The 26,399-nt window shown below is 29.1% G+C and carries 24 protein-coding genes; 19 read left to right on the forward strand and 5 right to left on the reverse strand.

What is annotated here, in order from left to right; translation table 11 throughout:
- Positions 1 to 12: 12 nt before the first annotated feature.
- The 7 genes from KQI41_RS06105 to KQI41_RS06135 all read left to right on the forward strand — a co-directional run bounded on the left by KQI41_RS06105 (position 13) and on the right by KQI41_RS06135 (position 7,974).
- The gene (locus KQI41_RS06105) at positions 13 to 453 is read left to right on the forward strand and encodes a LytTR family DNA-binding domain-containing protein (RefSeq protein ID WP_154439083.1); all 441 of its coding nucleotides are present in this window, start codon (positions 13 to 15) and stop codon (positions 451 to 453) included.
- A 7-nt stretch (positions 454 to 460) separates the two neighbouring features.
- Complete coding sequence (locus KQI41_RS06110; protein WP_154439082.1) at positions 461 to 862, forward strand: DUF3021 family protein; 402 nt, start codon at positions 461 to 463, stop codon at positions 860 to 862.
- Between the two features lie 12 nt (positions 863 to 874).
- On the forward strand, positions 875 to 1,573 hold the full coding sequence (locus KQI41_RS06115; protein WP_154439081.1) for an ABC transporter ATP-binding protein: 699 nt from the start codon (positions 875 to 877) through the stop codon (positions 1,571 to 1,573).
- A 4-nt stretch (positions 1,574 to 1,577) separates the two neighbouring features.
- Entirely contained in the window at positions 1,578 to 3,299 is a 1,722-nt protein-coding gene (locus KQI41_RS06120; RefSeq protein ID WP_154439080.1) for an FtsX-like permease family protein, read from the forward strand.
- 677 nt (positions 3,300 to 3,976) lie between these two features.
- The gene (locus tag KQI41_RS06125; RefSeq protein WP_154439079.1) at positions 3,977 to 4,651 is read left to right on the forward strand and encodes a biosynthetic peptidoglycan transglycosylase; all 675 of its coding nucleotides are present in this window, start codon (positions 3,977 to 3,979) and stop codon (positions 4,649 to 4,651) included.
- A gap of 272 nt (positions 4,652 to 4,923) precedes the next feature.
- Positions 4,924 to 7,221 carry an RNA polymerase recycling motor HelD gene (helD, locus tag KQI41_RS06130; protein WP_195837913.1) on the forward strand — a complete coding sequence of 766 codons (2,298 nt, stop codon included), beginning with the start codon at positions 4,924 to 4,926 and terminating at the stop codon, positions 7,219 to 7,221.
- Between the two features lie 165 nt (positions 7,222 to 7,386).
- On the forward strand, positions 7,387 to 7,974 hold the full coding sequence (locus KQI41_RS06135; RefSeq protein WP_154439077.1) for a DUF3841 domain-containing protein: 588 nt from the start codon (positions 7,387 to 7,389) through the stop codon (positions 7,972 to 7,974).
- A gap of 221 nt (positions 7,975 to 8,195) precedes the next feature.
- On the opposite strand, the gene KQI41_RS06140 is transcribed toward KQI41_RS06135, so the two are convergent.
- Together KQI41_RS06140 and KQI41_RS06145 are read right to left on the reverse strand one after the other, a co-directional pair.
- On the reverse strand, positions 8,196 to 9,932 hold the full coding sequence (locus tag KQI41_RS06140) for an ABC transporter ATP-binding protein (protein WP_154439076.1): 1,737 nt from the start codon (positions 9,930 to 9,932) through the stop codon (positions 8,196 to 8,198).
- Positions 9,929 to 11,665 carry an ABC transporter ATP-binding protein gene (locus KQI41_RS06145; protein ID WP_154439075.1) on the reverse strand — a complete coding sequence of 579 codons (1,737 nt, stop codon included), beginning with the start codon at positions 11,663 to 11,665 and terminating at the stop codon, positions 9,929 to 9,931. Before KQI41_RS06145 ends, KQI41_RS06140 begins: the two co-directional genes overlap by 4 nt.
- Before the next feature lie 150 nt (positions 11,666 to 11,815).
- Here KQI41_RS06145 and KQI41_RS06150 point away from each other — a divergent pair, with 150 nt between their 5' ends.
- The 9 genes from KQI41_RS06150 (at position 11,816) to KQI41_RS06190 (ending at position 21,777) form a co-directional block, all read left to right on the forward strand.
- Positions 11,816 to 12,685: a LysR family transcriptional regulator gene (locus tag KQI41_RS06150; RefSeq protein WP_154439074.1), complete on the forward strand. Its 870-nt coding sequence runs from the start codon at positions 11,816 to 11,818 to the stop codon at positions 12,683 to 12,685.
- A gap of 314 nt (positions 12,686 to 12,999) precedes the next feature.
- Positions 13,000 to 13,401, forward strand: coding sequence for a BlaI/MecI/CopY family transcriptional regulator (locus KQI41_RS06155; RefSeq protein ID WP_216585028.1), 402 nt, complete (start codon positions 13,000 to 13,002; stop codon positions 13,399 to 13,401).
- Complete coding sequence (locus tag KQI41_RS06160) at positions 13,394 to 15,133, forward strand: M56 family metallopeptidase (protein ID WP_154439072.1); 1,740 nt, start codon at positions 13,394 to 13,396, stop codon at positions 15,131 to 15,133. Before KQI41_RS06155 ends, KQI41_RS06160 begins: the two co-directional genes overlap by 8 nt.
- A 21-nt stretch (positions 15,134 to 15,154) precedes the next feature.
- On the forward strand, positions 15,155 to 16,426 hold the full coding sequence (locus KQI41_RS06165; protein ID WP_216585029.1) for a S8/S53 family peptidase: 1,272 nt from the start codon (positions 15,155 to 15,157) through the stop codon (positions 16,424 to 16,426).
- Positions 16,427 to 16,521: 95 nt separating this feature from the next.
- Complete coding sequence (locus tag KQI41_RS06170; RefSeq protein WP_216585030.1) at positions 16,522 to 17,760, forward strand: S8/S53 family peptidase; 1,239 nt, start codon at positions 16,522 to 16,524, stop codon at positions 17,758 to 17,760.
- Between the two features lie 395 nt (positions 17,761 to 18,155).
- Positions 18,156 to 19,643 carry a radical SAM protein gene (locus KQI41_RS06175; RefSeq protein ID WP_154439070.1) on the forward strand — a complete coding sequence of 496 codons (1,488 nt, stop codon included), beginning with the start codon at positions 18,156 to 18,158 and terminating at the stop codon, positions 19,641 to 19,643.
- A gap of 26 nt (positions 19,644 to 19,669) precedes the next feature.
- Positions 19,670 to 20,689, forward strand: coding sequence for a hypothetical protein (locus KQI41_RS06180; RefSeq protein WP_154439069.1), 1,020 nt, complete (start codon positions 19,670 to 19,672; stop codon positions 20,687 to 20,689).
- Positions 20,689 to 21,405 carry a TraX family protein gene (locus tag KQI41_RS06185; RefSeq protein WP_229768486.1) on the forward strand — a complete coding sequence of 239 codons (717 nt, stop codon included), beginning with the start codon at positions 20,689 to 20,691 and terminating at the stop codon, positions 21,403 to 21,405. Before KQI41_RS06180 ends, KQI41_RS06185 begins: the two co-directional genes overlap by 1 nt.
- A 171-nt stretch (positions 21,406 to 21,576) precedes the next feature.
- Positions 21,577 to 21,777, forward strand: a complete 201-nt coding sequence (locus KQI41_RS06190) for a hypothetical protein (protein WP_154439067.1) — start codon at positions 21,577 to 21,579, stop codon at positions 21,775 to 21,777.
- A 110-nt stretch (positions 21,778 to 21,887) separates the two neighbouring features.
- Here the strand turns inward: KQI41_RS06190 and KQI41_RS06195 are convergent, their stop codons facing one another.
- From KQI41_RS06195 to KQI41_RS06205, 3 genes are read right to left on the reverse strand one after another with little or no spacing between them, the layout of a single operon-like run.
- Positions 21,888 to 22,133 carry a hypothetical protein gene (locus KQI41_RS06195; RefSeq protein ID WP_154439066.1) on the reverse strand — a complete coding sequence of 82 codons (246 nt, stop codon included), beginning with the start codon at positions 22,131 to 22,133 and terminating at the stop codon, positions 21,888 to 21,890.
- A gap of 4 nt (positions 22,134 to 22,137) precedes the next feature.
- Positions 22,138 to 23,172: a M56 family metallopeptidase gene (locus tag KQI41_RS06200; protein ID WP_229768485.1), complete on the reverse strand. Its 1,035-nt coding sequence runs from the start codon at positions 23,170 to 23,172 to the stop codon at positions 22,138 to 22,140.
- A gap of 32 nt (positions 23,173 to 23,204) precedes the next feature.
- A complete protein-coding gene (locus KQI41_RS06205; RefSeq protein ID WP_154439064.1) occupies positions 23,205 to 23,606 on the reverse strand; it encodes a BlaI/MecI/CopY family transcriptional regulator in 402 nt (133 codons plus the stop codon).
- Positions 23,607 to 23,891: 285 nt separating this feature from the next.
- On the opposite strand from KQI41_RS06205, the gene KQI41_RS06210 reads away from it, so the two are divergent.
- The 3 genes from KQI41_RS06210 to arsA are packed head-to-tail and all read left to right on the forward strand — an operon-like array spanning position 23,892 to position 26,382.
- Complete coding sequence (locus KQI41_RS06210) at positions 23,892 to 24,215, forward strand: ArsR/SmtB family transcription factor (protein ID WP_154439063.1); 324 nt, start codon at positions 23,892 to 23,894, stop codon at positions 24,213 to 24,215.
- A gap of 24 nt (positions 24,216 to 24,239) precedes the next feature.
- Positions 24,240 to 24,590 (forward strand): arsenite efflux transporter metallochaperone ArsD, encoded by a 351-nt coding sequence (gene arsD / locus KQI41_RS06215; RefSeq protein ID WP_229768484.1) that lies wholly within the window; start codon positions 24,240 to 24,242, stop codon positions 24,588 to 24,590.
- Positions 24,591 to 24,636: 46 nt separating this feature from the next.
- The gene (gene arsA, locus KQI41_RS06220; RefSeq protein WP_216585031.1) at positions 24,637 to 26,382 is read left to right on the forward strand and encodes an arsenical pump-driving ATPase; all 1,746 of its coding nucleotides are present in this window, start codon (positions 24,637 to 24,639) and stop codon (positions 26,380 to 26,382) included.
- Positions 26,383 to 26,399: the final 17 nt, after the last annotated feature.

Raw genomic sequence — 26,399 nt, forward strand, 5'->3', positions numbered from 1 at the left:
GAGGCAGGAATTATGATAATCAAACTAGAGGAGAACCCCAATCAAAAAGAACTTGAAGTGTCTATAAAATGTACAAAAATTGATAAAAAGGTTAAACGTATTGTTTCACTTATAAGATCTGTTGACAATATAATTAAATGTAGTTTGGAAAATCAAGAAACTTGGATTGATGCTTCCTATATTTATTATATTGAAAGTGTTGATAAAAAGACATTTGTCTATTGTGAAAAATCCGTATATCGTACAGAGTTTCGCTTATATCAGTTGTTGGAACAGCTTAGTTCTTGCGATTTTGTACAGATTAGCAAATCATGTATTTTAAATTTGAATGTGCTGGATAGTATACGTCCCCTAGTCAATAGTCGTCTGGAAGCCACACTTATAAATGGGGAGCGACTATATATTACTCGTAAATATCTTGCAGAGATAAAGTTAAAATTACAGGAGAGGTGATGAGAAATTGAGAAAAATAATAACAAATATATTTGCTGCAACAGGACTAACTTTAATTATATTAGCTGTTATTGCAAGTTTATATGGAGGGGAGTTTTTGTTTATTAGTAGTGTCTATCAAGCTCTTGCTGTAAATTTAATTATTGCTTTAGGATTAAATATTATCCAAAATATTGAAAGTAAATATTTTATTATTGAAGTTTTTCGAGATGTTACTTTTACCCTATGTATACTCATCTTTGCAGGTTATCTTTTTAATTGGTACAGCAGTACTCCTATTTTAGTGGTTATTATTATGGGTTTAGTAATATATGTTATAAGCTATCTTATAAATATAATAAAAATTAATGATGATATTGCATTTATCAATAACCGATTAAAAGTAAATAGAGATATAAAGAAAGATTAGGAGAACATTTCTATGTCTAAAATATTGGTATCACAAAGTATAACAAAGGAATTTAACAAAAAAGAACAAATTCTAAAAGGTATTTCTTTAGGGATTGAGGAGGAAACTTTTACTGTAATTTTAGGACCTAGCGGTTCTGGTAAATCAACCCTTCTCAATATATTATCAGGGCTGTTGAAACCTACTTCTGGTAAAGTGGTGTATAGAGGAAAAGAATTAACATTATTTACTGAAAGTCAGTTGGCAGATTGGAAACGTAATGAAGTGGGGTATGTTTTTCAAAATTATATGTTGTTAAATAATCTGACAGCTGAAGAAAATATTAAAATCGGTATATCTCCTAATTCTACGCCACTTCCATTTGATAGACTTACTCGTATTTTAGGAATAGAAAGTATTCTTGATAAATTTCCATCTGAAATGTCGGGAGGAGAGCAACAACGTACTGCAATTGCCAGAGCTGTAATAAAAAATCCAAGTATTTTATTTTGTGATGAAGCTACTGGTTCCCTTGATGAGTCAAACAGTAAAAAGGTAGTGGAACTTTTACATAGTTTAAAGAATATTTTTGGTATTAGTGTACTTTTTATAACACATAATCTTCAAATTGCCGAAACAGCAGATAGGATCATTACAATTAAAGATGGCTTATTGTTCGAGGACATAATTAATCATAATCCAATATCTGCAAGTAATATGATTTGGGGGTGATACCATGTATTTATTTAAGCAAATTACTAGAGAAATAGTGAGAAATAAAATATTTGTATTTTTATTATTTTTACTAAGTGCGTTTACTTCGTTTATGTATTTTTTTGTACAATTTTCAATTGACGGTAATATGAAAATGCTAAAATCTTTATCTGTTTTAAGTGAAAATCAATTACTTTATCAAAAGGCATTAAATTCTAATGTAATTCTTTCTAAAAACTTTCTTATTGTTTTAATAGGTTTAACATCTTTTGTATTTGCTATGTTCTTTTATAGATTTTATAAATCAAATGGAAAGCAAATAGGATGTTTAAGGGCATTGGGGTATAAAAATCGAGTATTAAGGAGTTATTTTGTCAGCTTTACTGCGATACTTTCTCTTGTTGGAGGATTGTTTGGATTTGTTTTCGGTTATTTTGCATCAGATATTCTCATAAATGCAAATAAACAGTCCTATAATTTAGCAGGTCTTATAAAAAATATTGATTTATCAAGTATTATCATTGGCTTACTTGCTCCAATAGTTATATTTTGTATTGTGACATTTTTCAGCTATGGTTTTGTTGGACGTATGGAGGTTGGCAATTTACTTTCTGGAGTAAATAATAAGTACGGATTTTCAGGGATATTGAAATTCGTAAATAGTTTCGTCAAAATTTTGCCTGTTAAAGATAAGTTTCCTTATCGTATAGCATTTAGAAAGCCTATTGCAGTCTTACTTATTATTACTGCTGTTATGGGATTTACGGTTATGTTTATTATGGGTTATTCACTAAACCGCAGTAGTCAAAAAGTATTTTTATCACAGACTGTTGGACATAGATATATGTTTGACACCCATTTTACAGAATTTAAAATAAAAGATGAAGAAAAAGATAATTCCATATATTATCTGATTTCTGATGTTGTTGTTAAATCCCAAAATGGCACAGAGGTGGAACAGCAGATTATCGGTATAGAACAAAATGATAAAATATTAGCTCTTCAAGACAGAAAAGGAAAGTTACTGAATGGTATTAAAAAAGATAAAGTTTATATTTCTCCAGCCTTAAATGAATTATATGGTTTTAATATTGGAGACAAGATTATTCTTACTTTTAGCGAAAAAAACTATCCTGTAATAATTGAAAACATAGCCATTAATGCCAAATCAAAATCAATTTATATATCTAAAGAAAAGTTGGCTGAGATTTTAAACCTCCCAGCAAATGTTTACAATGGTATATTAAGTATAGAAGAGGTATTAAGTGATGAAGGTATAACAACAACCTATGAACAAAAAATCGCCAATCTTGAGAGAGACTCTGTATCCAATCGAAATAGTGCGGTTATCAATCAAATTATTGGATTTATTGTTGGTTCTATTTTACTTTATTTGGCTCTTTTAATAAATTTTCAAGAAAACAAAAGAGATATACTTATTTTACACCTAATGGGGTACAAACCTAAAGCAATAGGAACGTTGCTGATTGATATTTATAGGCCTATTATTGGAATGACTTTCTTGTTAACACTTATGCCAAGTATTATGATTGCTCAATCAGTGCAAAAAACATTATCTATTCAAACTGGTGACTATATGCCTTTTCAGATAAGCTATTTATTTATATTTGTTATTTTTATTTTATTAAATATGCTTTATTCATTAGTGAAGATTACTTTTAGCAGAGAAATTAAGAGTATTATCAAAAGAGAAAATATAACTCATTATACAAATACGAATTAAAACTGGATAATAATAAAAAAATGTTATATATCAATTAATATTTAGCTACAAAAAAATTATCTTGCCACTTAACTTACTTATCTTATATTATGGGAATATCTATTAAATCAATTGGTTTTTCCCATAAACTTGAAAAGAGTGGATATGACTTATTTGGAAGATTTGGTGATGATGTTTTGTATATGGCGAAGAATAATGACGGAAATTAGATAATAATTATCAAGGCATAAAAATAAATATAACAAATACTAATTCAAATATTGTCACCTGATTTAGCATCAGGTGTTTTTTACTTCAAAAACATTAATATCATATTAATCTTATTAGTAGTGCAAGTCATATCAAGTTTTTATTAGTAATGGATGATTGGATTGAAGATAATATAACAGAAAATCCAACTTTGGTTGAAATGTCCAATTATGTTGGGTACTCTCCATTTTATTGTTCAGCAAAATTTCATAAAAATAAATGAATAATGTATTGTATGGGATACACTTAAAGAATAATATGTATCTAGAAGGGGATGTGAGAAGGATATTATTCATGTCTTTAAAAGGTTAAAATTTATCACTTTCTTATTCTTACAAAATTGTTAGGCGATTGTAAGGTAAATTAATGGCAAATGTATGGTTTATATAATATAATTAATTAGTAGAATACGAAAGGAGCAGGTGGAGATGAAAAAGAAAATAATTGTTTTAATTATATGTATTTTTCTCATGGGCATTTTTGCATTAGGTATATTTACAGCTCCGACTATTATTACTGGATATGAAATGTATAAATCTGCTATAGATAACACAAATCTTGAAGATGCAATTAATCAAGTTAGAGATGATGAAAATTATATTGAACTTGATAAAATATCAGATGACTATTTAAAACTTGTTTTAAAGTCAGAGGATAAGCGATTTTATTATCATTTTGGCATTGATTTTATTGCAATAGGGAGAGCTGCATACAATAATTTAAAGGCTGACTCCTTGGTACAGGGAGGAAGTACAATAACTCAACAGTTGGCGAAAAATTTATATTTTTCCTTTGATAAAAAGTATGAGCGTAAGATTGCAGAGGTCTTTGTAGCAATTGATCTTGAAAAGATGGTAACAAAAGATGAAATACTGGAATTATACTGTAATATCGCTTATTTTGGCGAGGGATGCTATGGAATTAAAGAAGCTGCTAATTATTATTACGGAGTAGATCCCATTGAATTATCAACTGAGCAGTCATATGCTTTAGTGTATACACTGAAAAGTCCAAACAATTATAATCCAAATGTTTATAAACCAATAGCAGTCTATGTGTTACCATGGACTCGTGCAATCCGCCCTAAGCAAATAAAAGCTTAAGGCGGATTTTTCATTTCCTTAAACTATGAGTTTAGGGAAAAATTCTTTTGTAAGTATATTCTAGCTTAGAAAGATTAGATATACAAAAATAACTTAAAATATTACGAATTATAGAGATTATATGATATAATACTCTTCTCATATAATAGAGCCATATATTTATTAATATCATGGGCTTTATTTTTTTCTATATATTATATAGAATTAGTGTACCGTCATTTCACCGCTTAACGGCTTATTTTAAATTTATAATTTTATATTGGAGGTGTCTTATGCAAGCTAAAAATCACCCAGAATTTAATATGGAAGACAAATATTTAAAGGATACTTGTGAACTTATAGACAGTGAAATAATTTACCTTGCTGATGAAGTGGAAAAGGCTGATGAGGAATTATTAAAACTTAAAAGGTCTGTAGGTGGTAACTATAGTGATGATGTAATTGTAAAAAATACGATCTATGAAGCAAATAAGAGAAAACTTAATCAACTGAGAAGTGTAGATGATAAACCTTATTTTGGAAGAATTGATTTTAAAGAGCTTGGAAAAGATGAACATGAAACTTTTTATGTAGGAAAAACAAGTTTAACTAAAAAAGATACTAACAAAATGCTTATTATAGACTGGAGAACCCCTATGGCAAGTTTATATTATAGCGGAGAAATAGGAGAAGTAATGTATAAAGCACCTGAAGGGTTGATAATAGGGGATTTGGAGCTCAAAAGACAATATGAGATACAGAAAAAGGAGCTAATTAATATTTTCGATAAAGGGCTTACTCCTATGGATGAATATTTGCAAACAGCATTATGGGAAAAGAAAGATAATAGACTTAAGGATATTGTAAATACCATACAAGGTGAGCAAAATGATATTATAAGAGCTGATAAAGAAAAAGCCTTAATTGTTCAAGGAGTAGCAGGAAGTGGAAAGACTACCATTGTGCTCCATAGAATAGCATATCTTATGTATACCTATCAAGATATATTTGATGCAGAAAAGTTGTTGATTGTAGTACCTAACAACCTGTTTTTAAACTATATTTCTGATGTGCTGCCAGACTTAGGAGTTGAAGAAATAAAACAGTCCACCTTTGAAGATATTGTAATGTCTTTATTAGGTGAAGAATATAAACTTACAGATACAGAAACTAAGTTTTATCAGTTACTAGATTATAAGGGATTATCAGAAGAATATAGAAGAAATTTACAATTAACCTCATATTTTAAAGGCTCCATGACATTGAAAAACATAATAGATAAATATGTGGTAGATTTAACCTTAGATTTAGTTCCTCAAATTGATCTAAAGATAAATGATATTACTATATATTCCTATAATGAAGTACTAAAGATGTATGAAAAAGATTATAAATACCTTCCCGTTGTACCGCGTTCAAAGAGGATACAAAAATATATGGAAGCAAATATTTCAGAAAAAGTTAAAGTAATTCAAGATAAAGTAACTAAAAAATGTGATAGGAAAATACAAGAGATGAAGGATTCTGTAGATGATATAGAAACCATTAGAGGTAAAATTAGACGTATATATAATAAGAGAGATAGAATCAATCAAGAGTTGGAAGGTTCTATGTATAAGGCTGTAAAGGAATATTTTAATCAGTGGAAGAATCTTGATATTCTAACATTATATCAGAATTTACTTTCAGATTCTCAGAAATTGGAGAAATATAGTAATGGTGAAGTTGATAAAGATATATTAGATTTTATTAGCAATTACTCTAAAAAGATATTTGATAATGGAATGTTAGAAAGAGAGGATTTAGCTGCATTGTCATATCTTGATTTGAAGCTAGAAGGACTATCTTTAAAGAGTAAGTACAATCATATAATAGTAGATGAAGCACAGGACTATAGTGAGCTTCAAATGTATATATTAAGACAGCTTAGTAGTAATGATTCTTTTACAATAGTAGGTGATATTTCACAGGGAATACATTCATATAAGGGTATAGGTGACTGGAAGGAACTAATGGAAAATGTATTTAAAAGCTGTGATAAGGAACTATTAAAGTTAAAAAAATGTTATCGTTCAACTATGGAAATAATGAATTTTGCTAATGAAGTCATAAAGAAATGGAAAAAAGAAGAAATAACTCTTGCAGAGCCTGTACTAAGGTCTGGAGATAAACCCTTTATTTTGAGGAAAAATAATGACCAAGAGATTATTAAAGATATAAGTTCAAGATTAAAGGAATTAAAGAAAGAAGGACATAAGTCCATTGCCATAATATGTAAGACTACGGAAGAAAGTACAAAAGTATATGAAATTCTAAAGGATACTTTAATTGATGATATACATTTGATCACAGATAAGGATGTTTTCTATAATGGGGGAGTAGTAGTAATTCCTGCATATTTATCAAAAGGATTGGAATTTGATGTGGTTATGGTGTTTAACTGCTCCAATGATAATTATATTGATAATGAACTTCACATAAAATTACTATATGTTTCAATAACAAGACCTTTGCATAAGCTTTTTATATATTATAAAGATAAGCCATCTGTACTGTTAGATATTAATAGTGAATATTTTAATATCTTATAAAATTTGAACACTGATAACAGCATATTATTTTCTACAGTGTTTTTAGGATAAAATATAAATGACATGGTAATTTAAGTGATGAAGGATTAAAATTAAAATAAGCAATGGGAAAAACAAATTAACATAAGGAGTATTAAATGAATTGAAAAATAGGGAGATTTAAGCATGAGAATATGGACCATACAATCAATTGATGTTTGGAATAAGCTAAAAGAAGAAAAGATTGTTACCTGTGATGAGAAGTTAGCATTTTATTTAAAAGATGAAAATTATTCATTTTTGGAGCAATATAATTGGATTAGAGATAAAATGATAAATAGAATAGGCCATAGCTCTTATAAATCTAATATATATCCTATATGGGGATGGTATCTTTATAAAGGGCAACATAAGAAACCAGATTTAAGACACTCAGCTCACGGGCCATTAGGTGAACAAATGACTTGTATTGAATTAGAGATTCCAAATGAGAAAGTCTTATTAAGTGACTTTGAGTTATGGCATTATGTTTTGAACAATGGATATATAGGGAATAGTACGAATGAAGAAGAACTGGATTCTGAATGTGAATGGTTGGACTCATTACCAAAAGAAAAAAGACGAAATTTAATCGAAGAATCATGGGATAAAATATTCAACATAAAAGAACTGCTTAATAATGGAATTTACTCCTCGGGAGAATATATTCAAGGTACATTTTGGGAGTTGAGATTTGATGAAGTGAAAAAGGTACAAATATTTAAAGCAAGATAAAACTATGTAGTGTTGGAGAATTAATACAGAAGGGTTATTTTTTTCAATCTTGTGATACTAATGTTTGCCGTACAACTGATAAATTCGTTTCTTTTTATTTCTAAATAAATATTGATTGTATAAGTTAGCCTCCATAAAGGATGTTAATAACATTTCCATTAGTAAAGAGATAAAAAACCTTAGAATATTAATATCTTAAGGTTTTTCCTGTAAACAATAATCTATGAATGTGCAAATTGGCTGTTATAAAGTCTTTCATAATAGCCACCACTTTCTAATAATTGACTATGAGTTCCACTTTCTACAATATTACCATTATCCAAGACTAAAATTAAGTCCGCCTCTCGTATAGTTGAAAGCCTATGAGCTATAACAAAGCTTGTTCTACCTTCTACCATCTTCAAGAATGCTCTTTGTATATTGATTTCTGTTCTAGTATCTATGTTACTTGTGGCTTCATCTAAAATAAGCATTGGTGGATCAACAAGCATTACTCGAGCAATGGTGAGAAGTTGTTTTTGTCCTTGCGATAAATTTCCGCCATCATCAGAAATAAAAGTGTTATAACCATGAGGTAAACATTGTATGAAACTGTGAGCATCAGCAGCTTTGGCAGCTGCAATGATTTCTTCATCTGTGGCATCTGGCTTACCATAAGAGATATTATCTTGTATAGTACCTGAAAATAGCCATGTATCCTGAAGCACCATACCAAAATTGGATCGTAGACTGTCACGAGTGATGGTATTGATATCAATACCATCAATAGATATGGAGCCTTTATTAACATCATAGAATCTCATAAGTAAATTTACAAGAGTTGTCTTACCCGCACCAGTTTTACCTACTATGGCAATTCTAGTACCAGGTTTTACATTTAGGTTGAAATTTGTAATTAAAGGATTATCAGGATTATATGAAAAACTCACATTATTAAAGTCTATTTTACCTAGACTATGGTTAATATTAATAGCATCTATGGCATCAGGTCTTTCTGGAGGTAAATCAAGAATATGAAATATACGTTGTGCTGATGCAGCAGCAGCCTGTATTTGAGTAAATATTCCAGTTATCTCATTAAAAGGTTTTGCAAATAAGTTTGAGTAAATAAGAAAACTAGATATTTCTCCAACTGTGATTTTACCTAAAATAGCTAAGGTACTACCAATAATACCTATAATAGCATAGGTGATATTATTTACAAGTCGAGTAGTAGGTCCAGATAATGAACCATAAAATTGTGATTTTACTCCAGAATTATATAAGGTGTTGTTAATTTTTTTAAATTTCTCGAAAGAACGATCTTCATAATTAAAGGCAGTAACAATTTTTTGTCCACTAATAATTTCTTCCACATAGTCATTTAACTTTCCTAAGCTTTTTGCTTGGTTTCTAAACATTTGTTGTGAACGATTAGCAATAAATCGTGCTATTAAAAAGGAAGCAGGAGCAGAAAAAATCACTATTATTGTCATAATTGGACTTATATATAGCATAAATCCTATTGCACCTATGATAGTAACCATGGCTGTAAGCAATGTTGAAAGTCCATGAAGCATTCCATCTGAAACAGTATCTATATCATTTATAAAACGACTTATTGTGTCACCATGAGGGTGACTATCATAGAACTTAAGAGGCAGTATACTAATTTTATCAAAAAGTTGATGACGCATATCATTGACAGTTTTATATGAAATCCAATTTGTTAAATAGGTCAAGAGCCATGTAAATAGGTTACCAAGACCATAGATCAATGCTAAAATGATTAAAGTTTTGAATAGTAATGTAAAATTTACAGCATCTACTCCAATCATATGGTCAATAGATTTACCTATGAGCATAGGACCGATTAAACTTGACACAACACTTAAAAAAGCGGCTATGAAGGAACCAAATACATAAACTTTGTAGTTTTCAATATATTTTAAAGTTCTTTTTAATATATTCTTATTCATATGGAAGCCTCCTCATTTGAAAATTGTGATAGACATATTTCTTTATACACTTTACAATTATCCATAAGTTCTTTATGTGTACCAGTGCCTACAATATGTTTGTTATCAAGTACAATAATTTTATCCACTTCTTTTATGGTGTTAACTCTTTGAGACACTATTATTACAGTCATGTTTTTACTAATATCATTAATTGCTTTCCTTAGTGCTGCATCTGTGGCAAAGTCTAATGCACTTGCAGAATCATCAAGTATCAAAATATCAGGTTTTGAAACTACTGCACGAGCAATGGTTAGACGTTGTTTTTGTCCACCAGAAAAATTTAATCCACCACGTGATACCTGTGTGTTATATCCATCAGGAAGCTTTGAAATAAATTCATCAGCCTGTGCAATTTTAGCTGCTATTATAATCTCTTCATCTGTGGCATTTTGTTTGCCCCAACGAATGTTTTCTGCTATAGTTCCTGTGAATAGCACAGCATTTTGTGGTACAATACCAATTTTATTACGGAGTTCATTGAGCTTATAATCTTTGACATTTATCCCGTCTACAAATATATTACCTTTTGTGGCATCATAAAATCTTGGAATAAGGTTTGTAAATGTAGATTTTCCCGATCCAGTACTACCTATAAGTCCAATGGTTTCTCCAGGATGAATAGTTATTGAAATATTTTCAAGGGCCATATCACCTGTATTATTATAAGCAAAGGAAACATCAGTAAACTGAATTGATGGAGTGTTATTATTTACAATATTGGTAAGAAACTCTGTATTGTCCTTAATTGATGTAGTAATGGCTAACAATTCATTTATACGGTCGGCAGAAGCAGATGCTCTAGTAAATATAATTACAAGATTTGACACCACCATAAGTGCAAGTAGTATTTGAGTAATATAATTGACAAATGCAATAATTTCTCCGTGGGAAAGCCTTCCTGTATTAACATGGAACCCAGCCACCCATAATATAGCTATGATAGCAACATTCATTACAAATGAAGTCATAGGATTAAGTAATGCAGATATTTTACCAACATTAATGGCAGACTCAGTTAAATCATCATTTGCGGCATAAAATCGTTGTTTTTCGTTTTTAGTTCTAGCAAATGCACGGATTACTCTTACTCCAGAAAGATTCTCACGCAATATTAGTCCCATTTTATCCAATTTTTTTTGATATTTACGATAAAGAGGTGAAGATTTGCTTATAACAAAATACAATATAATTGCAAAAATAGGTGTAACAGCTAAAAAAATCAATGATAATTTAAAGTCTAGTATCATGGCCATAATGATTGCACCTATACATATAAAAGGTGCACGTATAACTAGGCGTATAAGCATTGCAACTGCAAGTTGAAGTTGATTTACGTCATTTGTAATTCGATTTATTAGTGATGATGTACCAAAAGTATCTATTTCAGAATGAGAAAAAGAAGATATATGTTTAAAAAGGGTATTTCTTAAAGTCGTACCAAAACCTTGTGATGCACGTGCCGCATAATATTGACATATCATAGAACTACAAAATCCTAGTATTGCCATTAGGAGCATAAGTCCCCCCATTTTAAGTACATAATTTGTATCGTGATTAGCAACACCATTATTAATAATAAGTGCTATAATTGTAGGCAGTAGTAATTCAAGAATTGCCTCCAATAGTTTAAAAGCTGGCCCGATTATACATTCTTTTTTATATGGTTTTAAAAAGACTGCAAGTTTGAACAAATCTATCATCCTCCATCATAATATAATGATTAGAAATATTGCATATTTTCATATCTCAGACTATAATTGTATCATAAGGGTTTCCATATTTAAAATATCTATTTAATATATATAATATATTAAAATCATATATCATTTTGGAGGTTTTTTATGGATTTAAGACAATTAAAATATTTTCTTACAATTGCAGAGGAAGGTCAGATAACTTCAGCGGCTAAAAAACTTAATATGGCACAGCCTCCTCTAAGTCAACAACTCAAGCTGTTGGAAGAGGAGCTTGGTGTAAAGCTCGTGGAGCGAGGCTCACGACATGTGAAACTTACAGATGCAGGGAAAATCCTAATGAACAGAGCACGTCAAATCTTAGAATTGTCCAATTCAGTTGTAAGGGAAATTGATGACTTTAGTAAGGGATTAAAAGGAACATTATCAATAGGCACAGTTTCCTCCTCAGGCGAAACGCTTTTAAGCGGAAGAATATCAGAATTTCGCAGGGAACATTCTGGTATTAAGTTTGAAATATACGAGGGTAATACTTTTACGCTTATTGATCTTCTAAACAAAGGTATTATAGAAGTAGGTATTGCCAGAACTCCATTTAATGCTTTGAACTTTGAGTGTAAATATACAAAGGCTGAACCTATGATAGCTGCAATACCAAAGGAATGTCATTGGGATTCTACTGATTCTACTATATCAGTTAGTGAACTAAAAAATAAACCATTGATCATTTATAGAAGGTTTGAACACTTAATTTATGAAACCTGTATGGAGCATGGATTCGAGCCAGAAATATTTTGTAAAAATGATGATGCTCGAACCACCATTTTGTGGGCAAATGCAGGACTTGGAATAGCTATAGTTCCTAAGTCTGCATTTGAGCTTGCAGCTAATAGAAATCTTATCTACAAAGAGATAGAAAGTGAAAAGTTGAAAACTCAAATAGCTGCAATATGGGTGAAAGATAGATATATTTCTCCTATTGCATTAAAATTTATAGAAAGTTTTGGGAGTCCATAGGTGTTAAAAGTTTTAGAAATCTTATGTATATGTTTAATATTTTTAACTAGAATAATAAAGAAATAAGTTTTAAATCTAAAAGACTTACTTTTAAAAGTAAGTCTTTTTTTACTATTATAAGTTTCATAGGATAACAAATGTATTAGTTGCATTTAGGAATTTTAATTATATTTCTGTAATCGACTAAGAGAATTTTTCGCCCAAATTTTGATTTGCTAATTAAAGTAGGCAGATGCCTACAAATAATAGTTGACAATATTGAAATTTATATATTATGATATGAGTAGGCAATTGATTACTATGGAGGTGATAAATTGGATAACAGAGAAAAAACAAAACTTACAGATACAGAATGGAAAATAATGATGCTTTTATGGGAGAAAAATCCTTTAACCTGTAGACAGATGGAAGATGATTTAAAGGAGGAAACAGGTTGGTCAAGACATACAATTATTTCATTTCTAAAACGTATGCAGAAAAAGAACTATATTCGTATGGAAGAGGCAAACCCTGCAAGACTTTATTACCCTTTGCTAAATAAAGATGAAACCGTATTACAGGAAACACGTTCATTTGTAGAAAAAATATTTGATGGAAAAATGGGGTTACTTGTTTCCTCATTAGTAGATAGTGAGGATATTACAAAAGACGAAATTAATTCCATGTTACAATCTCTTAAAAAGGCGTTAATTGAAAAGGAGGATCAAAATGAATGAAGTTTTGAACTTCTTAATACATAATTCAATCCTTGCATCTTTGTTGATACTACTTATTTTTATGCTTCGATTTATTTTTAAAGATAAGATAAATCCAAGAATACAATATGCTTTATGGATGATCATTGCATTAAGATTGATTATTCCTTTAAATCTTCAATGGGAGATTGAAGTCAAGAATATTTTTCCGCAAATTCAAGCTTTAGACTTTAGACTCGATAATGATTTGGATTTATATGAGAGTAATATATATCAACATTTAGTTAATGAAGATACTACCAGTTATACACGAATATGGAATAATGGATCAGGGGATAATTATGATGGTTTATTTGATATTTTATCTATAGTATGGATTTTAGGAGTTATTTATATATTAGCTGTTTTTGGGATACGCAATGTTTTTTTTCAAAGGAAAATTCTGAAGAGTGCGACATTCTATGATTTTCATGATTATGATGAAGTTGCTGAGATGGCAGGATTGAAACATAATATTCCAGTATATATTTCTCAAAATCTAAAATCTCCTTGTCTAATTGGAATATTTAATCCAAGTATCATTCTAACAGAAAATATCATTCATGATACTAAAGCAATTAAATTTGCACTTATACATGAAATGGTTCATTACAGGCAAAGGGACAACTTTATTCGTCTACTGGGAAATATTCTTTGTGCTTTATATTGGTTCAATCCCCTCATCTGGCTATCCGTAAAGGTGTCAAGGAATGACGCTGAACTATCTTGCGACAGCAGAGTTATTGAAAAAATAGGCTCAAGTGAACATCTCAATTATTGTACTACGCTTCTATCCATAGCTGACAGTGGCAATCAAATAGTTGCTGCTATGTCAACAGGAGGCAGAAAAATGAAAAATCGTATTGAAATGATACTCAAGCCTCCACAAAAATCTAATATTGCTCTTATTGTAGCCATAATTTGTATCTCTTTTGGTGCAGTCTCATTTATCAATATAAATGTAAGAGCGGAGAATTCAAATATAATCGAGGGATTGACTGAATCTATTTCTCTTGGGAATATATATGAAGTTTATCAGCTTTTAACCTCACTTGAAAATCCCAATGACAATTATAAAATCAATACTATTATAATTGACAATAGAGGAAATAGAAAAGATCTGGATGATGTAGGACGAAGTCTGTATTTGGGATATGAATTTTCCAGAAGTGATAGTGTCTCAGGTCTTAAGGATGACCATGTGAAAAGAATAAACAAAAATGCTTTATATCTATTTTCTAACATAGTTGATTTAGAAAATATAACGATTTCTTATATTGATAAGCCTGCCAATTCAGCTATTAAAAATGAAAAAGCACCCATTTCTTATATTTATAAAAGAAGTGAAATTGAAGAACAATATGGTGACTTGTCCGTAGTTGGAATTGATATGGAAAGTTTAAATATTACTCCTAAAATTGATAATAGTTTTTGGCAAAGTATGGGCGGTAATAATGTGATTATCGTATATGGATATTCGGATTTTTTTTCTAGTTTAGGAATTGAAGAAAAGGAATACGAGAAAAATCCAGCAATAGTAAATAAGTTGTTTTCAAAATTAGGGGATTATAGTGACTCTTGGCAGAATAATGTAGGGACACTATATAAATTTTCTCCAAATCCCATATATAGTGAATGGGCAGATTTTATGATTACAATTGATGAACTTGGTAATCTTAAAAGTCATGGAGTTATTTTATCGGATTTAAATTGATAACAGGGGAGGAAAATTAAGATGAAAAGATTTATTTGTTTATTTATAGCAATATCAATTTTACTGGCAGGATGTGCTCCAGCTAAAACAACACAAACAGAAATATCAGAAATACCAGAACAACCAGATGAAATATTGGAAACTCTAGAAGAGTCAGAGGAATATAGGACGTTGCTATCGCCAGAAAATCAGTTGACCATTGTGAGAAAACCTAGTGCGGCAGATTATTCTTTTATTAATCCTGGAAAAATGAAAGAGTTACCAATTTATAATTCGGATTCAGATGAAATGTGGCAGATTGATTTGAGGAGCAGTGATTTAACAAAGCTTGATTTATCAGAAAGGCTGAACGATTTACTTAATGCTAATTTTGACAGTAAAACCCAATGGCCAAATAAATTACCTGAAGGATTTGATCCTGAGATGATAATGGAATTAGGGAAAAACCCTGGATTGGGAATAAGAGAACTCCATAAAAAAGGAATCACTGGAAAGGGAATTGGTATAGCAATAATTGACCAAGGTTTATTAGTGGATCATGTAGAGTATAAAGAGCAATTAAAATTGTATGAGGAAATTCACTGTATTGATGAAGTTGCAGCAATGCACGGACCAGCAGTTGCATCTATTGCTGTAGGTAAGACAGTTGGAGTAGCACCTGAAGCAGATCTTTATTATATTGCTGAAACACATGGAATTTTTGAAAATGGAGGATTTGAATGGGATCTTTCTTGGCTTGCAAAATCTATTGATCGTATTGTAGAGATTAATAAAATACTGCCTAAAGGGGAAAAAATCAGAGTTATATCAATTTCTTTAGGAGTAGGGGGAAACATGAATGGATATGAACAAGTATTTGACTCAATTAAGAAAGCGAAAGAGGAAGGAATTTATACTGTATATGTAGGAAGTAATCCATATTTTGGACTTGGACGTGACCCTTTAAAAAGCCCAGATGATATTAATTCGTTTACAAAAGGAGATTTTTGGAAGAAACAAATATATGAAAATGACCGACTTTTAGTTCCTATGGATTATAGATGTACTGCAAGCCCTACAGGTGTTGATGATTATGTCTTTTATAAAGAAGGCGGTATGAGTTGGACAGTACCTTATATTGCAGGATTATATGCACTTGCATGTCAAGTTAATCCTGATATTACACCTGAAGCTTTCTGGAGAGAAGCATTTAATGCAAGTGATATAATATCTGTTGATAACAATAGTCAAGAGAAACTTGGTAAAATAGTTAATCCAATAAAATTGATTGAAAAGATAGAGAATATAAAATAGTAATAGTGAAATCTATTAGATAAGAAACTTCAACTATTAGGTTAGCCTTGCTACAGCAACACAATAAATTCAATTATTAAGAAAGGGGTGTCTGTATGAAACGCATTACTGCCATAAAAATAATGGTTTCTTTGTTTGTTTTGATAATTATGCTAATGGGGTGTTCCGACAAAACCTTCCTGCAAAGTCTTGGGAAGATAGATGTATATTCTGCTTCCAATGAAAGTAGTGAAATAATTGAAATAGGTATACATAAGACTACAAAGCCTAATCCTGAAACGCATGGAACTTTAGATTCTTTTCCTGAAGCCCCAAATGACAACACTACCAGAATAGATGTTGGGAGCTATAATATAAGTAAGTTGGATATTTCCAAGTATGAAGATTTACTATATTATATTCGGTTTAACACAAAGACTATTTGGCCAGAAAAATTACCAGGAAATTTTGATCCAAATAAGATTATTGAATTAGGGAAAGATCCGGGACTTAATGTACGTGATTTACATGCTCAAGGAATAGATGGAAGAGGAATATCAATTGGGATTGTTGATGTGACATTATTTACAGGACACGACGAATATAGGGATAATCTTATATATTATGAAGATATTCCTAAGAGTGATGCAGAGTGGCATATGCATGGTGCAGCGGTGGCGTCCCTCGCAGTAGGGAAAACCACAGGAGTTGCTCCAGGTGCAAAGTTATATTTTATAGAAGCTTCATGGGATGATGAGAATGGTAAAGAAGGGGATATGACATACAGATATTATGCAGAAGGTATACACAGATTGTTGGATATAAACAAGCAATTACCGAATAAAGAAAAAATAAAGGTAATTTCTATTTCTGCTAATCCTAGTCCAGATTATGGTGTCAGCAACTATGCAGACTATGAAAAAGCTTTGAATAGGGCGAAAGAAGAAGGAGTATTTATTATGGCAGTCTCATCTGATGTGGATTATGGTTTTCGCTTTGGTGGACTTAGTAGAGAACCTCTTGGTGATCCGAACGATCTTAATTCATATTATGCTACTGATCTGAATGAATGGAAGGATGAGGGGCGTATTTTCTTCCCAATGGGTTCCCGTGCCTTTGCTAGCTATGCAGGTGAGAATGATTACACATGGATGCGATCAGGGGGAGCAAGCTGGACAGCACCATATATTGCAGGACTTTATGCTATGGCTTTGCAGGTTAACCCTGAAATTACTCCAGATTTATTTTGGAGTTCAGTTGAAGAAACTGCTGATGTTAAAATGGACTCTGTTTATAATAAAAATATTTTAATTGCTAATCCTGTTAACTTAATTACCAAACTAGCTGAAAAATAATGTTTCGCATTATATCTTATATCTCTCTAAGGATACAGAATTTAAGGATCTTATATTAAAGCCAATGGCCTTTACTTTGTCAACTCCCATGCTTTTATAAGGATTATCTGAAAGTTATATTAGGATGATTACTGGTTAAATATAAAACCCTCAGAATGCTAATAAATTTGGCATTATGGGGGCTTTATATTTTTTTCTCAAATCTAGTATCATCAATATCAAAATATTATAGTTTATATTAAATACATAAATATTGTATAAAAATTATTGACATTTACAATAGGGTGATATATCCTATAATAGAGTTATATATAGAATAATACTATTATATTCAAAATGAAATGGTGATATTAATCAAGTGATTTTAGATAATATTGAATGGAAAGGAGTATATTATGAAAAACCAAAGATATGGAATGATATTTGAAACTTCGAAGAAAAACAATTATTTTTATGATTCAGGAACTGGAAAAGTAGTAGGCTGTGATTTAAAAGAAATAAAATTAATTCATAGAATTCTTAATAATAAACTTTCACTAGAAAGGGCTTGTAAAGAAAATAAAACATTTAAAGAATTTATTGAAAAAGAAAACTTGTTTAAATATCCTGAAAGAATACCTTTTTCTATTCCAACAGTTAAAGAGTTGGAAAAGAGCTTAAATGGACAATGTACACAAATAATTATAGAATTAACGGAGGAATGTAATTTAAGATGTGGATATTGTATATATAACGAACACCATCCTAAATATAGAAGTTTTGGAAATAAAAGTATGCCTTTTGAAATTGCAAAAAAAACATTAGATATTGTTTTAAAAGATTATAAAAGAGATAGATTCTTTTTGACATTTTATGGTGGAGAACCATTAGCAAATTTTGATTTAATGAAAAAATGTATAGAGTATGTTAGGAATAATTATAAAAATATAAATCTAGGTGTTTCATTTACAACAAATTTAACTTTATTAACTTTAGACATGATAAATTATTTCAATACTCTACATAGCGATAACATTAGTGTTAATATTATGTGTAGTATAGATGGTCCTATGGCTATACATAATAGATTTAGAAGGTTTAAAAATGGAAAGGGATCATTTGAAATAGTAATAGAAAAGTTTAATCTATTGATGGATAATTTTTATGAAAAAAATAATGGAAATAAAAATATATCTATTAATTGTGTTATTACACCTCCCTGTAGTGAAGAAAAAATTACACTAATAAAAAAATATTTTGAAAAAGAACTAAATTTACCTAATGATGTTAAGTTTGATCTAGGATATGTTGACGAAGGAGATATGGTTTTTGACTATAATGAAAACAAGAAAATAAATGGAGAAGAAGAGAATAATTTAAAGTCAGTAAATATAACAAATTGGGTGACAAATACTGTTATTAAAGACAATGAATCTTCTATTAAAAGAAGTGATCTTAATTTACTTTTAACGTCAATACAATCAGTATCACATAGAGAGGTTTTAAATAAAGGTGTGTTTAAAGAAAAATTTTTACATGGGAATTGTGTTCCTGGACAAAGAAGACTTTATGTAACAGTAGATGGTGAATTTAAGCCTTGCGAACGTATTGGAAATTGTCCATCTATTGGAAATTATAAAGATGGAATTAATATAGAAGATATTTTGAAATATTATTTTAAAGAGTATATAGAGTATTATGAAGATAAGTGTAGTAAATGTTGGGCTCAGGGGTTATGTAATATTTGTTATTCAAGAAATATGGGGGAAAATGGAATTGATGAAGAAGAAGGATTGTGTGAAGAAACTAAAAAAGAAATAAAAATGAAATTTATAAACTATTATAATCTATTAGAAAATAAAAAATCTGCATTGAAGGAAGTAGTAAATGAAATAATAGTATAGCAAATCTAAAAGAAAGAGGTTAAAGAATGGATTTAAAAAGTAACGATTCAATAAAGAATATAAATAAGTTTTTAAATCTATTAAGTTTGATTTTTCTTGCGTTTATAATTCTTATATTCTTTTTTCAATTTGATATAGTAAGAGGAAATTACATAAAAGATATTCCAAATATTATTAAATATAATAGCTTTCGATTTAACATATCTAATATATATTCTAATGCAATTTTTTATGGAGTAAATATAAAATTTATTATATACCTTATAATATTTAATATCTTTATATTTATCCCCATAGGATGTATTTTAAATATACAAAATATATCTAAGAAAAAGTCTATAATTATATTTTTAATAATATCAATACTTTATGAACTTATAAAATCATTATTACATATCAGCCAACTAGGAATGGATATGGTATTTTTACATTTTATAGGATTATATCTGGGACATGTAGTGACAAGATTCTATGTATACAAAGCAAAAGATAGATTTTTGAAAAAGGGAATATTATTAATCATTTTCTTTTTCATTTTTACGTTGATTTCTCAATTTAGAATTATATATGAATTTTTTTTTATTGACCTAAATAGTACAACTGAGCAAAATTTTATTGAGGAGGTAAGATTAGAAAAACTTTATGATCCGTATGAAAAGTATCTTTATGATTCATACAAAAAATATTTAGAAAGTATAACAGACAATAAACAGATTAAAGGAGATCTTAAAGGCCTTCTATTCAAAGATAATTACTTATTTGTTAATATCTCTGATGAAATTCATAAGTTTAAAATTGATGGAGAAAGCAAAATTATTGATAAACAAGTTTTAGATTATGATCATCATAAAATATATGTACATCCTAGATTAAATGATATATTTAAAGATAATTTAGATGATAAAAATATCTGTAAAATTAATGAAAGATTAGCAACCCTTATAAGTTCTGGAGCTGAAGTTAATGTTATTTTTGATGAAAACAATATATTGAAGTTTTTATGTATATCCAGTGAACTCTACAAAAATGGGGTGAATAAATTTTGATGAAAATTAAAAATAAAATAGTAAATAATAATGGGGAGAAATTACTAAGTTCTAATGAACTCAAAACAATAGCGATTATTTGTATGATTATTCAACATGCTATGTATAGTGGTTTGATTAAAAACTATTATAAATTACCAGAAATTATTGGAACTATAACAATGCCTTTAATTACTTTCTTACTAGTTGAAGGATACATTCATACCAAGAATATATATAAATATTTTCTTCGTTTAGTAATAGCTATGCTTATTTCTGAATTTCCGTATAGATTAATATTTCCTATAATGCCTCAAGAAAGATTTTATTTTGGAAATATAATGGCCACACTTGCATTAACACTTGTTGCGGTATATTTATTCGATACAGTTAAAAATAATTTGTTTTTAATTGGATTTTCATTTACTTTAATAATCATTTTAACAAATATATTGTCAACAGATTATGGTTTTTTTCCTATAATTTTAGCCTTTAATTTTTTCTTTTTTAGAGATAATCCTGCTATAAAACTTATAATATGTTATTTGATTTACATAACTAGATATTCTAATTTTTTAATAGGACTGATAATAATATTGTTAATAGGAATGTTTAATAATAATCTTACAAATAAAGAAAACTTGGCTTTAAAACAAAAAGAAGTTTTTAAATATAGCTATTACTTAATCTATCCATTACATTTTATTGTTTTAAAAATAATCAAATTGATTATATGAAGTGGAAATGAATAAAAATAATTTAGATAAAAACTCAAATAGATATATAAATTTTATTTGGTGAGTTTTACAACTATATAAGTTCAATTATAATAGCGATAATAATGGATAAATGATGCTAGCTCATTTATATCCTTATTATAAATTAAACTTAAAACAGGGGGGAAAAAAGTGAGAATTATTGACGACTTTTCAAACAATGGTAATATTACACCTAATGCAGGATGCATATGTAATGGACAACTGGATAATCAAGCTGATACAAAAGGTTGGTGGGATCCAATTATTCGCTGTAAAGCTTCTTGTATAGGTAAAGAGAATCGTGATGGTAATAAAAATTGTGCTAAAGAAGAAACGAGGACAGCTTATTAGAAGGATAAAGTAAATATACCCTAGATTCATATTTGATTAAATATGAGTCTAGGGTATATTAATGCAAATTTTTATATTCCTATTAAACTTTAAATATTTCAATATACTGCTTATACCCACTGCCAGTCAGTTAACCACTCACCAGCAGTAAGTGACCATAAACGCTTTTGTTTTTTCCCATTAACTGTCCTATAATACCATCTTACTTTTTCATATTGAGGTTCAATAGACTCATCAAATACTTTTGAATATTCCATAAGAGTTTGAATACTTCCTTCACTAGCATAAATAGTATTACTAAAAATAAGTGTACTAAAAATCGTAATTAAAAGTAAAAGTATTTTCTTCTTTTTCATAAATTCACTCCTTATTTTTTATTTTTAATATATAACTATCTCTTTCATATATAAAATCATCTTCTTCTATAAAAATATAATCTTCCTTCGGATAATATATAGGTTTAAATGTAAAAATATATGATGACATAAAAATAGCGATAAATACGAAGCAAAATATTAAATTGTATTTTTTATTTTGTTGCTTATTATTATGATCTAAAACTAGATTAAATCTTTGTTTTAATTTATTATCATCATCATTATATAAAGCAGATACTTGTAAATTATTAATTAAAGCATTACTATTAATATATTTAGTATTTTTTATTATAGCAAGGATGCTTTCTAAATACTTAATACGTTCTTTATCTGTCATATATGATACAGTTCTAATATCGCATTGAATTTCTAATATATGATCTATATCTTTATTTAAAAGATAAATAAAGGGATTCCACCAGAATAATATTTTAAATAATAATATTATTATCTTTTTAAAATTATCCTTACCTTTTATATGATTTAATTCATGAATCAATATATTTCTTAATTTATTTTCCGAAAGTATTATATTAGGTAAGTAGATACTAAATTCAGTTATTCCCACTACAATTGGAATAGTTATTTCATTAGAACGATATAGATTTATATTTTTGTCTATATTCAATTCTTGCTTTATTTTTTCTAATAACTCTAAATCTTGAATGTAACTAAATTTAGATATATTTTTTAAATATATTTTAAATTTATAATATGTAAATATAGTCTTTAAACTTATAATACAACTACCTATTATCCAAATAAATAAAAAAAATGATAATAGAGTTAAATTTGAATCCACATATAGTGGCATTCTCAGCCAATCAATAATTTTAGGAAGGATAATTTTTGAATTAATATTAATAGAATTTTTAAATTCAAAATTAAATAAAGTCCTAAATATAATTAAAATAATAAAAACTATTAGGGAAGTAACATTAAAGTGTTTAATAAATTTGTTTTTATTTTTTAATAATGAAAGAAATAATATGAGAATATTTATTAAACATATAGACATTATTAAAGAAAAAAAAGAAAATTTCAAATTTATCAATCCTCTTTGTATTTTTTAATTAAGTTTTCTAATTCTTCTAAAGTATCATTTTCAATATTTTGAGATTCAATTAAAGCCGAAAAGAAATTTGTTAATGCTGATTTACTAGGTTTAAATTCTTTGAAAGAGTTTTTTAATTGCATTATTTCATATTCGTCTTTTGTCAATGTTGGCTTATAAGTCCTTCCATAACTTTTTCCTGTTCTTACAATATCATCTATTTTAATAGCATCTTTTTCTAAAAGTTGATTTAATAAAATATGAATAGAACTTTCTTTCCAAGTTTTATTGGATGTTAAATCTATTATTTCAGAACGTGTTAATGATTTATTCTCTCTCCATAATGTTTCTAGAATTTGTTCTTCGTTATTAGAAAGTTTAAAATTAATTTTTGACATTTTTTATTCTCCTTTTAATTCATTAATAATAGGGTTATATTATATAATATACTATCATGTATAAGATAGCAATATATAAAATGTATGAATAGTGAATTTTGTTATTAAAAAACAAATAAAGTAAAATTAATAGTAAGCTGTCAAGTATATAATAAAAATAATAAAAAACTTTTATATTAGGATTGCTTCAAAAACTAAGCAATCTTTTTTATTTATATTGACAATACATAGATAATCATCTATATTAATATATAGATGATTATCTATGTAGGAGGTGAAGGATGAATGAATAATTATGATAAAAATGCAAAAATACTAAAGGCTGTTGCTGATTCAAACAGATTAAAGATAATTGATATATTATCATGTGGTGAACTATGTGCCTGTGATATACTGGAGAATTTTGATTTTACACAACCAACACTTTCACATCATATGAAGGTTTTGGCTGATGTTGGTTTGGTTAAGGTAAGAAAGGATGGGATTTGGAACTATTATTCATTAGATATGATTAAGTGTAATAATATAGTTAAATTTTTAAATGATGTATTTCATGAATCTGAAAACTGCATTTGTAAAGTAATTGATAATAAAGAGTGTAAATGTTAATAGGAGGAGATTCAATTGAAGAAAATGGAAATATTTGATCCGGCTATGTGTTGTTCTACTGGAGTTTGTGGACCCTCTGTAGATAAAAATTTATTAAGAGTTGCTACGCTCTTAAATAGATTGGAGAAAAAAGGTGTAAAAGTAGAAAGACATAATCTAACTAGTGACCCAAAATCATACGTGGATAACAGTATTGTAAATAAATTGCTGCTTGACAACGGAGTCGATATTTTGCCTATAACCATGGTTGATGGAGAGGTGGTTAAAACAAAGGAATATCCAACTAATGAGGAGTTTGTAAGTTTACTTGAAATACCTGAGGAGTATATTATGTCTGAATTAGGTGCTAGAAAGGCTAGACACGAAAAACAATAATGTTATACAGAGTGGATATTATTAATATAGGTGAGGAGGAGATAAGATGTTCAAGGATTTTAATGTAAAAGATATGGATTTAACAAAATATTTATTTTTTACTGGAAAAGGTGGAGTTGGGAAAACCTCTACAGCCTGTGCTATAGCTGTTAGTCTAGCAGATAAAGGCAAGAAGATTATGCTTATAAGCACTGATCCAGCTTCAAATTTACAGGATGTATTTGACACAGAGCTTAACAACAAAGGAGTTCCTATAAAGGACGTACCAAACCTAGTAGTTGCAAACTTTGATCCTGAGGAAGCAGCGGCAGAATATAGAGAAAGCGTAATAGCACCATATAGGGGAAAACTTCCAGAAGTTGTTATTCAAAACATGGAGGAACAGCTTTCAGGGTCCTGTACAGTTGAAATAGCTGCCTTTAATGAGTTCTCAGGATTTATAACAGACAAAAAAGCTACAGAGGAATATGATCATATAATATTTGATACTGCCCCTACAGGTCATACCCTAAGAATGCTTCAATTACCATCTGCTTGGACTAATTTTATAAGCGAAAGCACTCATGGAGCATCATGTCTTGGTCAATTATCAGGGCTAGAGGAAAAAAAGGATATATATAAAAATGCAGTAGAAAACTTAGCAGATAAGGAAAAGACTACTCTTGTACTTGTTTCTCGACCTGAAGTATCAGCACTAAAAGAGGCTGATAGAGCATCAAAGGAGCTACAGGATATTGGAGTAAGTAATCAGCTTTTAGTAATAAACGGAGTATTAAAAGAGCATGATGATGAGCTTTCAAAGAAAATTTTTAATAAGCAACAAGATGTGCTGAGGGATATACCAGAAGGACTAAGGAATTTAGAAATATTTGAAATACCACTAAGACCATATAATATTACAGGAATTGAAAATATTAGAGCATTTTTTAATAGTGGAGATATAAAATATTCAGATGAAGAATTAAAACCAGAAGTAATCCCCACTTTAAGTAATGTTATAGATGATTTATATAATTCAAATAAAAAGGTAATTTTTACAATGGGTAAAGGTGGCGTAGGAAAAACCACTATAGCTGCTACAATTGCTAGCGAACTAGCTAAGAGAGGAAAGAAAGTGCATCTAACAACTACTGATCCAGCAGCCCATATAGGCTATGTAATAGATGAAAGCTTTGGAATTACTATAAGTAATATAGATGAAAAAAATGAATTGAAAAAATACCAAGAAGAAGTATTGAGCAAAGCTAGAGAAACAATGAGTGATGAAGATATTGCCTATGTAGAAGAAGATTTAAGATCACCATGTACCCAAGAGATAGCTGTGTTTAGAGCATTTGCGGAAATAGTAGAGCGCTCAGAAGATGAGGTTGTGGTCATCGACACAGCACCTACAGGTCATACTCTATTATTATTGGAATCAACCCAAAGCTATAACAAGGAAATAGCACGTACACAGGGTGATATTCCAGAATCAGTTAAAAATCTGTTACCTAAGCTAAAGAATGATAGTTTGACAGAGGTAATAATTATAACATTAGCTGAAGCAACTCCTTACTTTGAAGCTATGAGATTACAGGAGGACTTAAATAGAGCTGAAATATTTAGCAAGTGGTGGATAATCAACTCTAGTTTTTATGCTACTGACACAACAAACGAGATTTTAAAAGCAAAGGCAAGTAATGAAATACAATGGATAAATAAGGTGAATGAAATCTCTAAAGGAAACTTTGCAGTAGTTAAGTGGACCCCAGAGGAACTAAAGGGAGAAAATCTAAGTAAGCTCTTAAAATAGAGCTTACTTAGCAAAGT

The sequence above is a fragment of the Tissierella pigra genome, assembly GCF_018917845.1.
GTDB classification, from domain to species: domain Bacteria; phylum Bacillota; class Clostridia; order Tissierellales; family Tissierellaceae; genus Tissierella; species Tissierella pigra.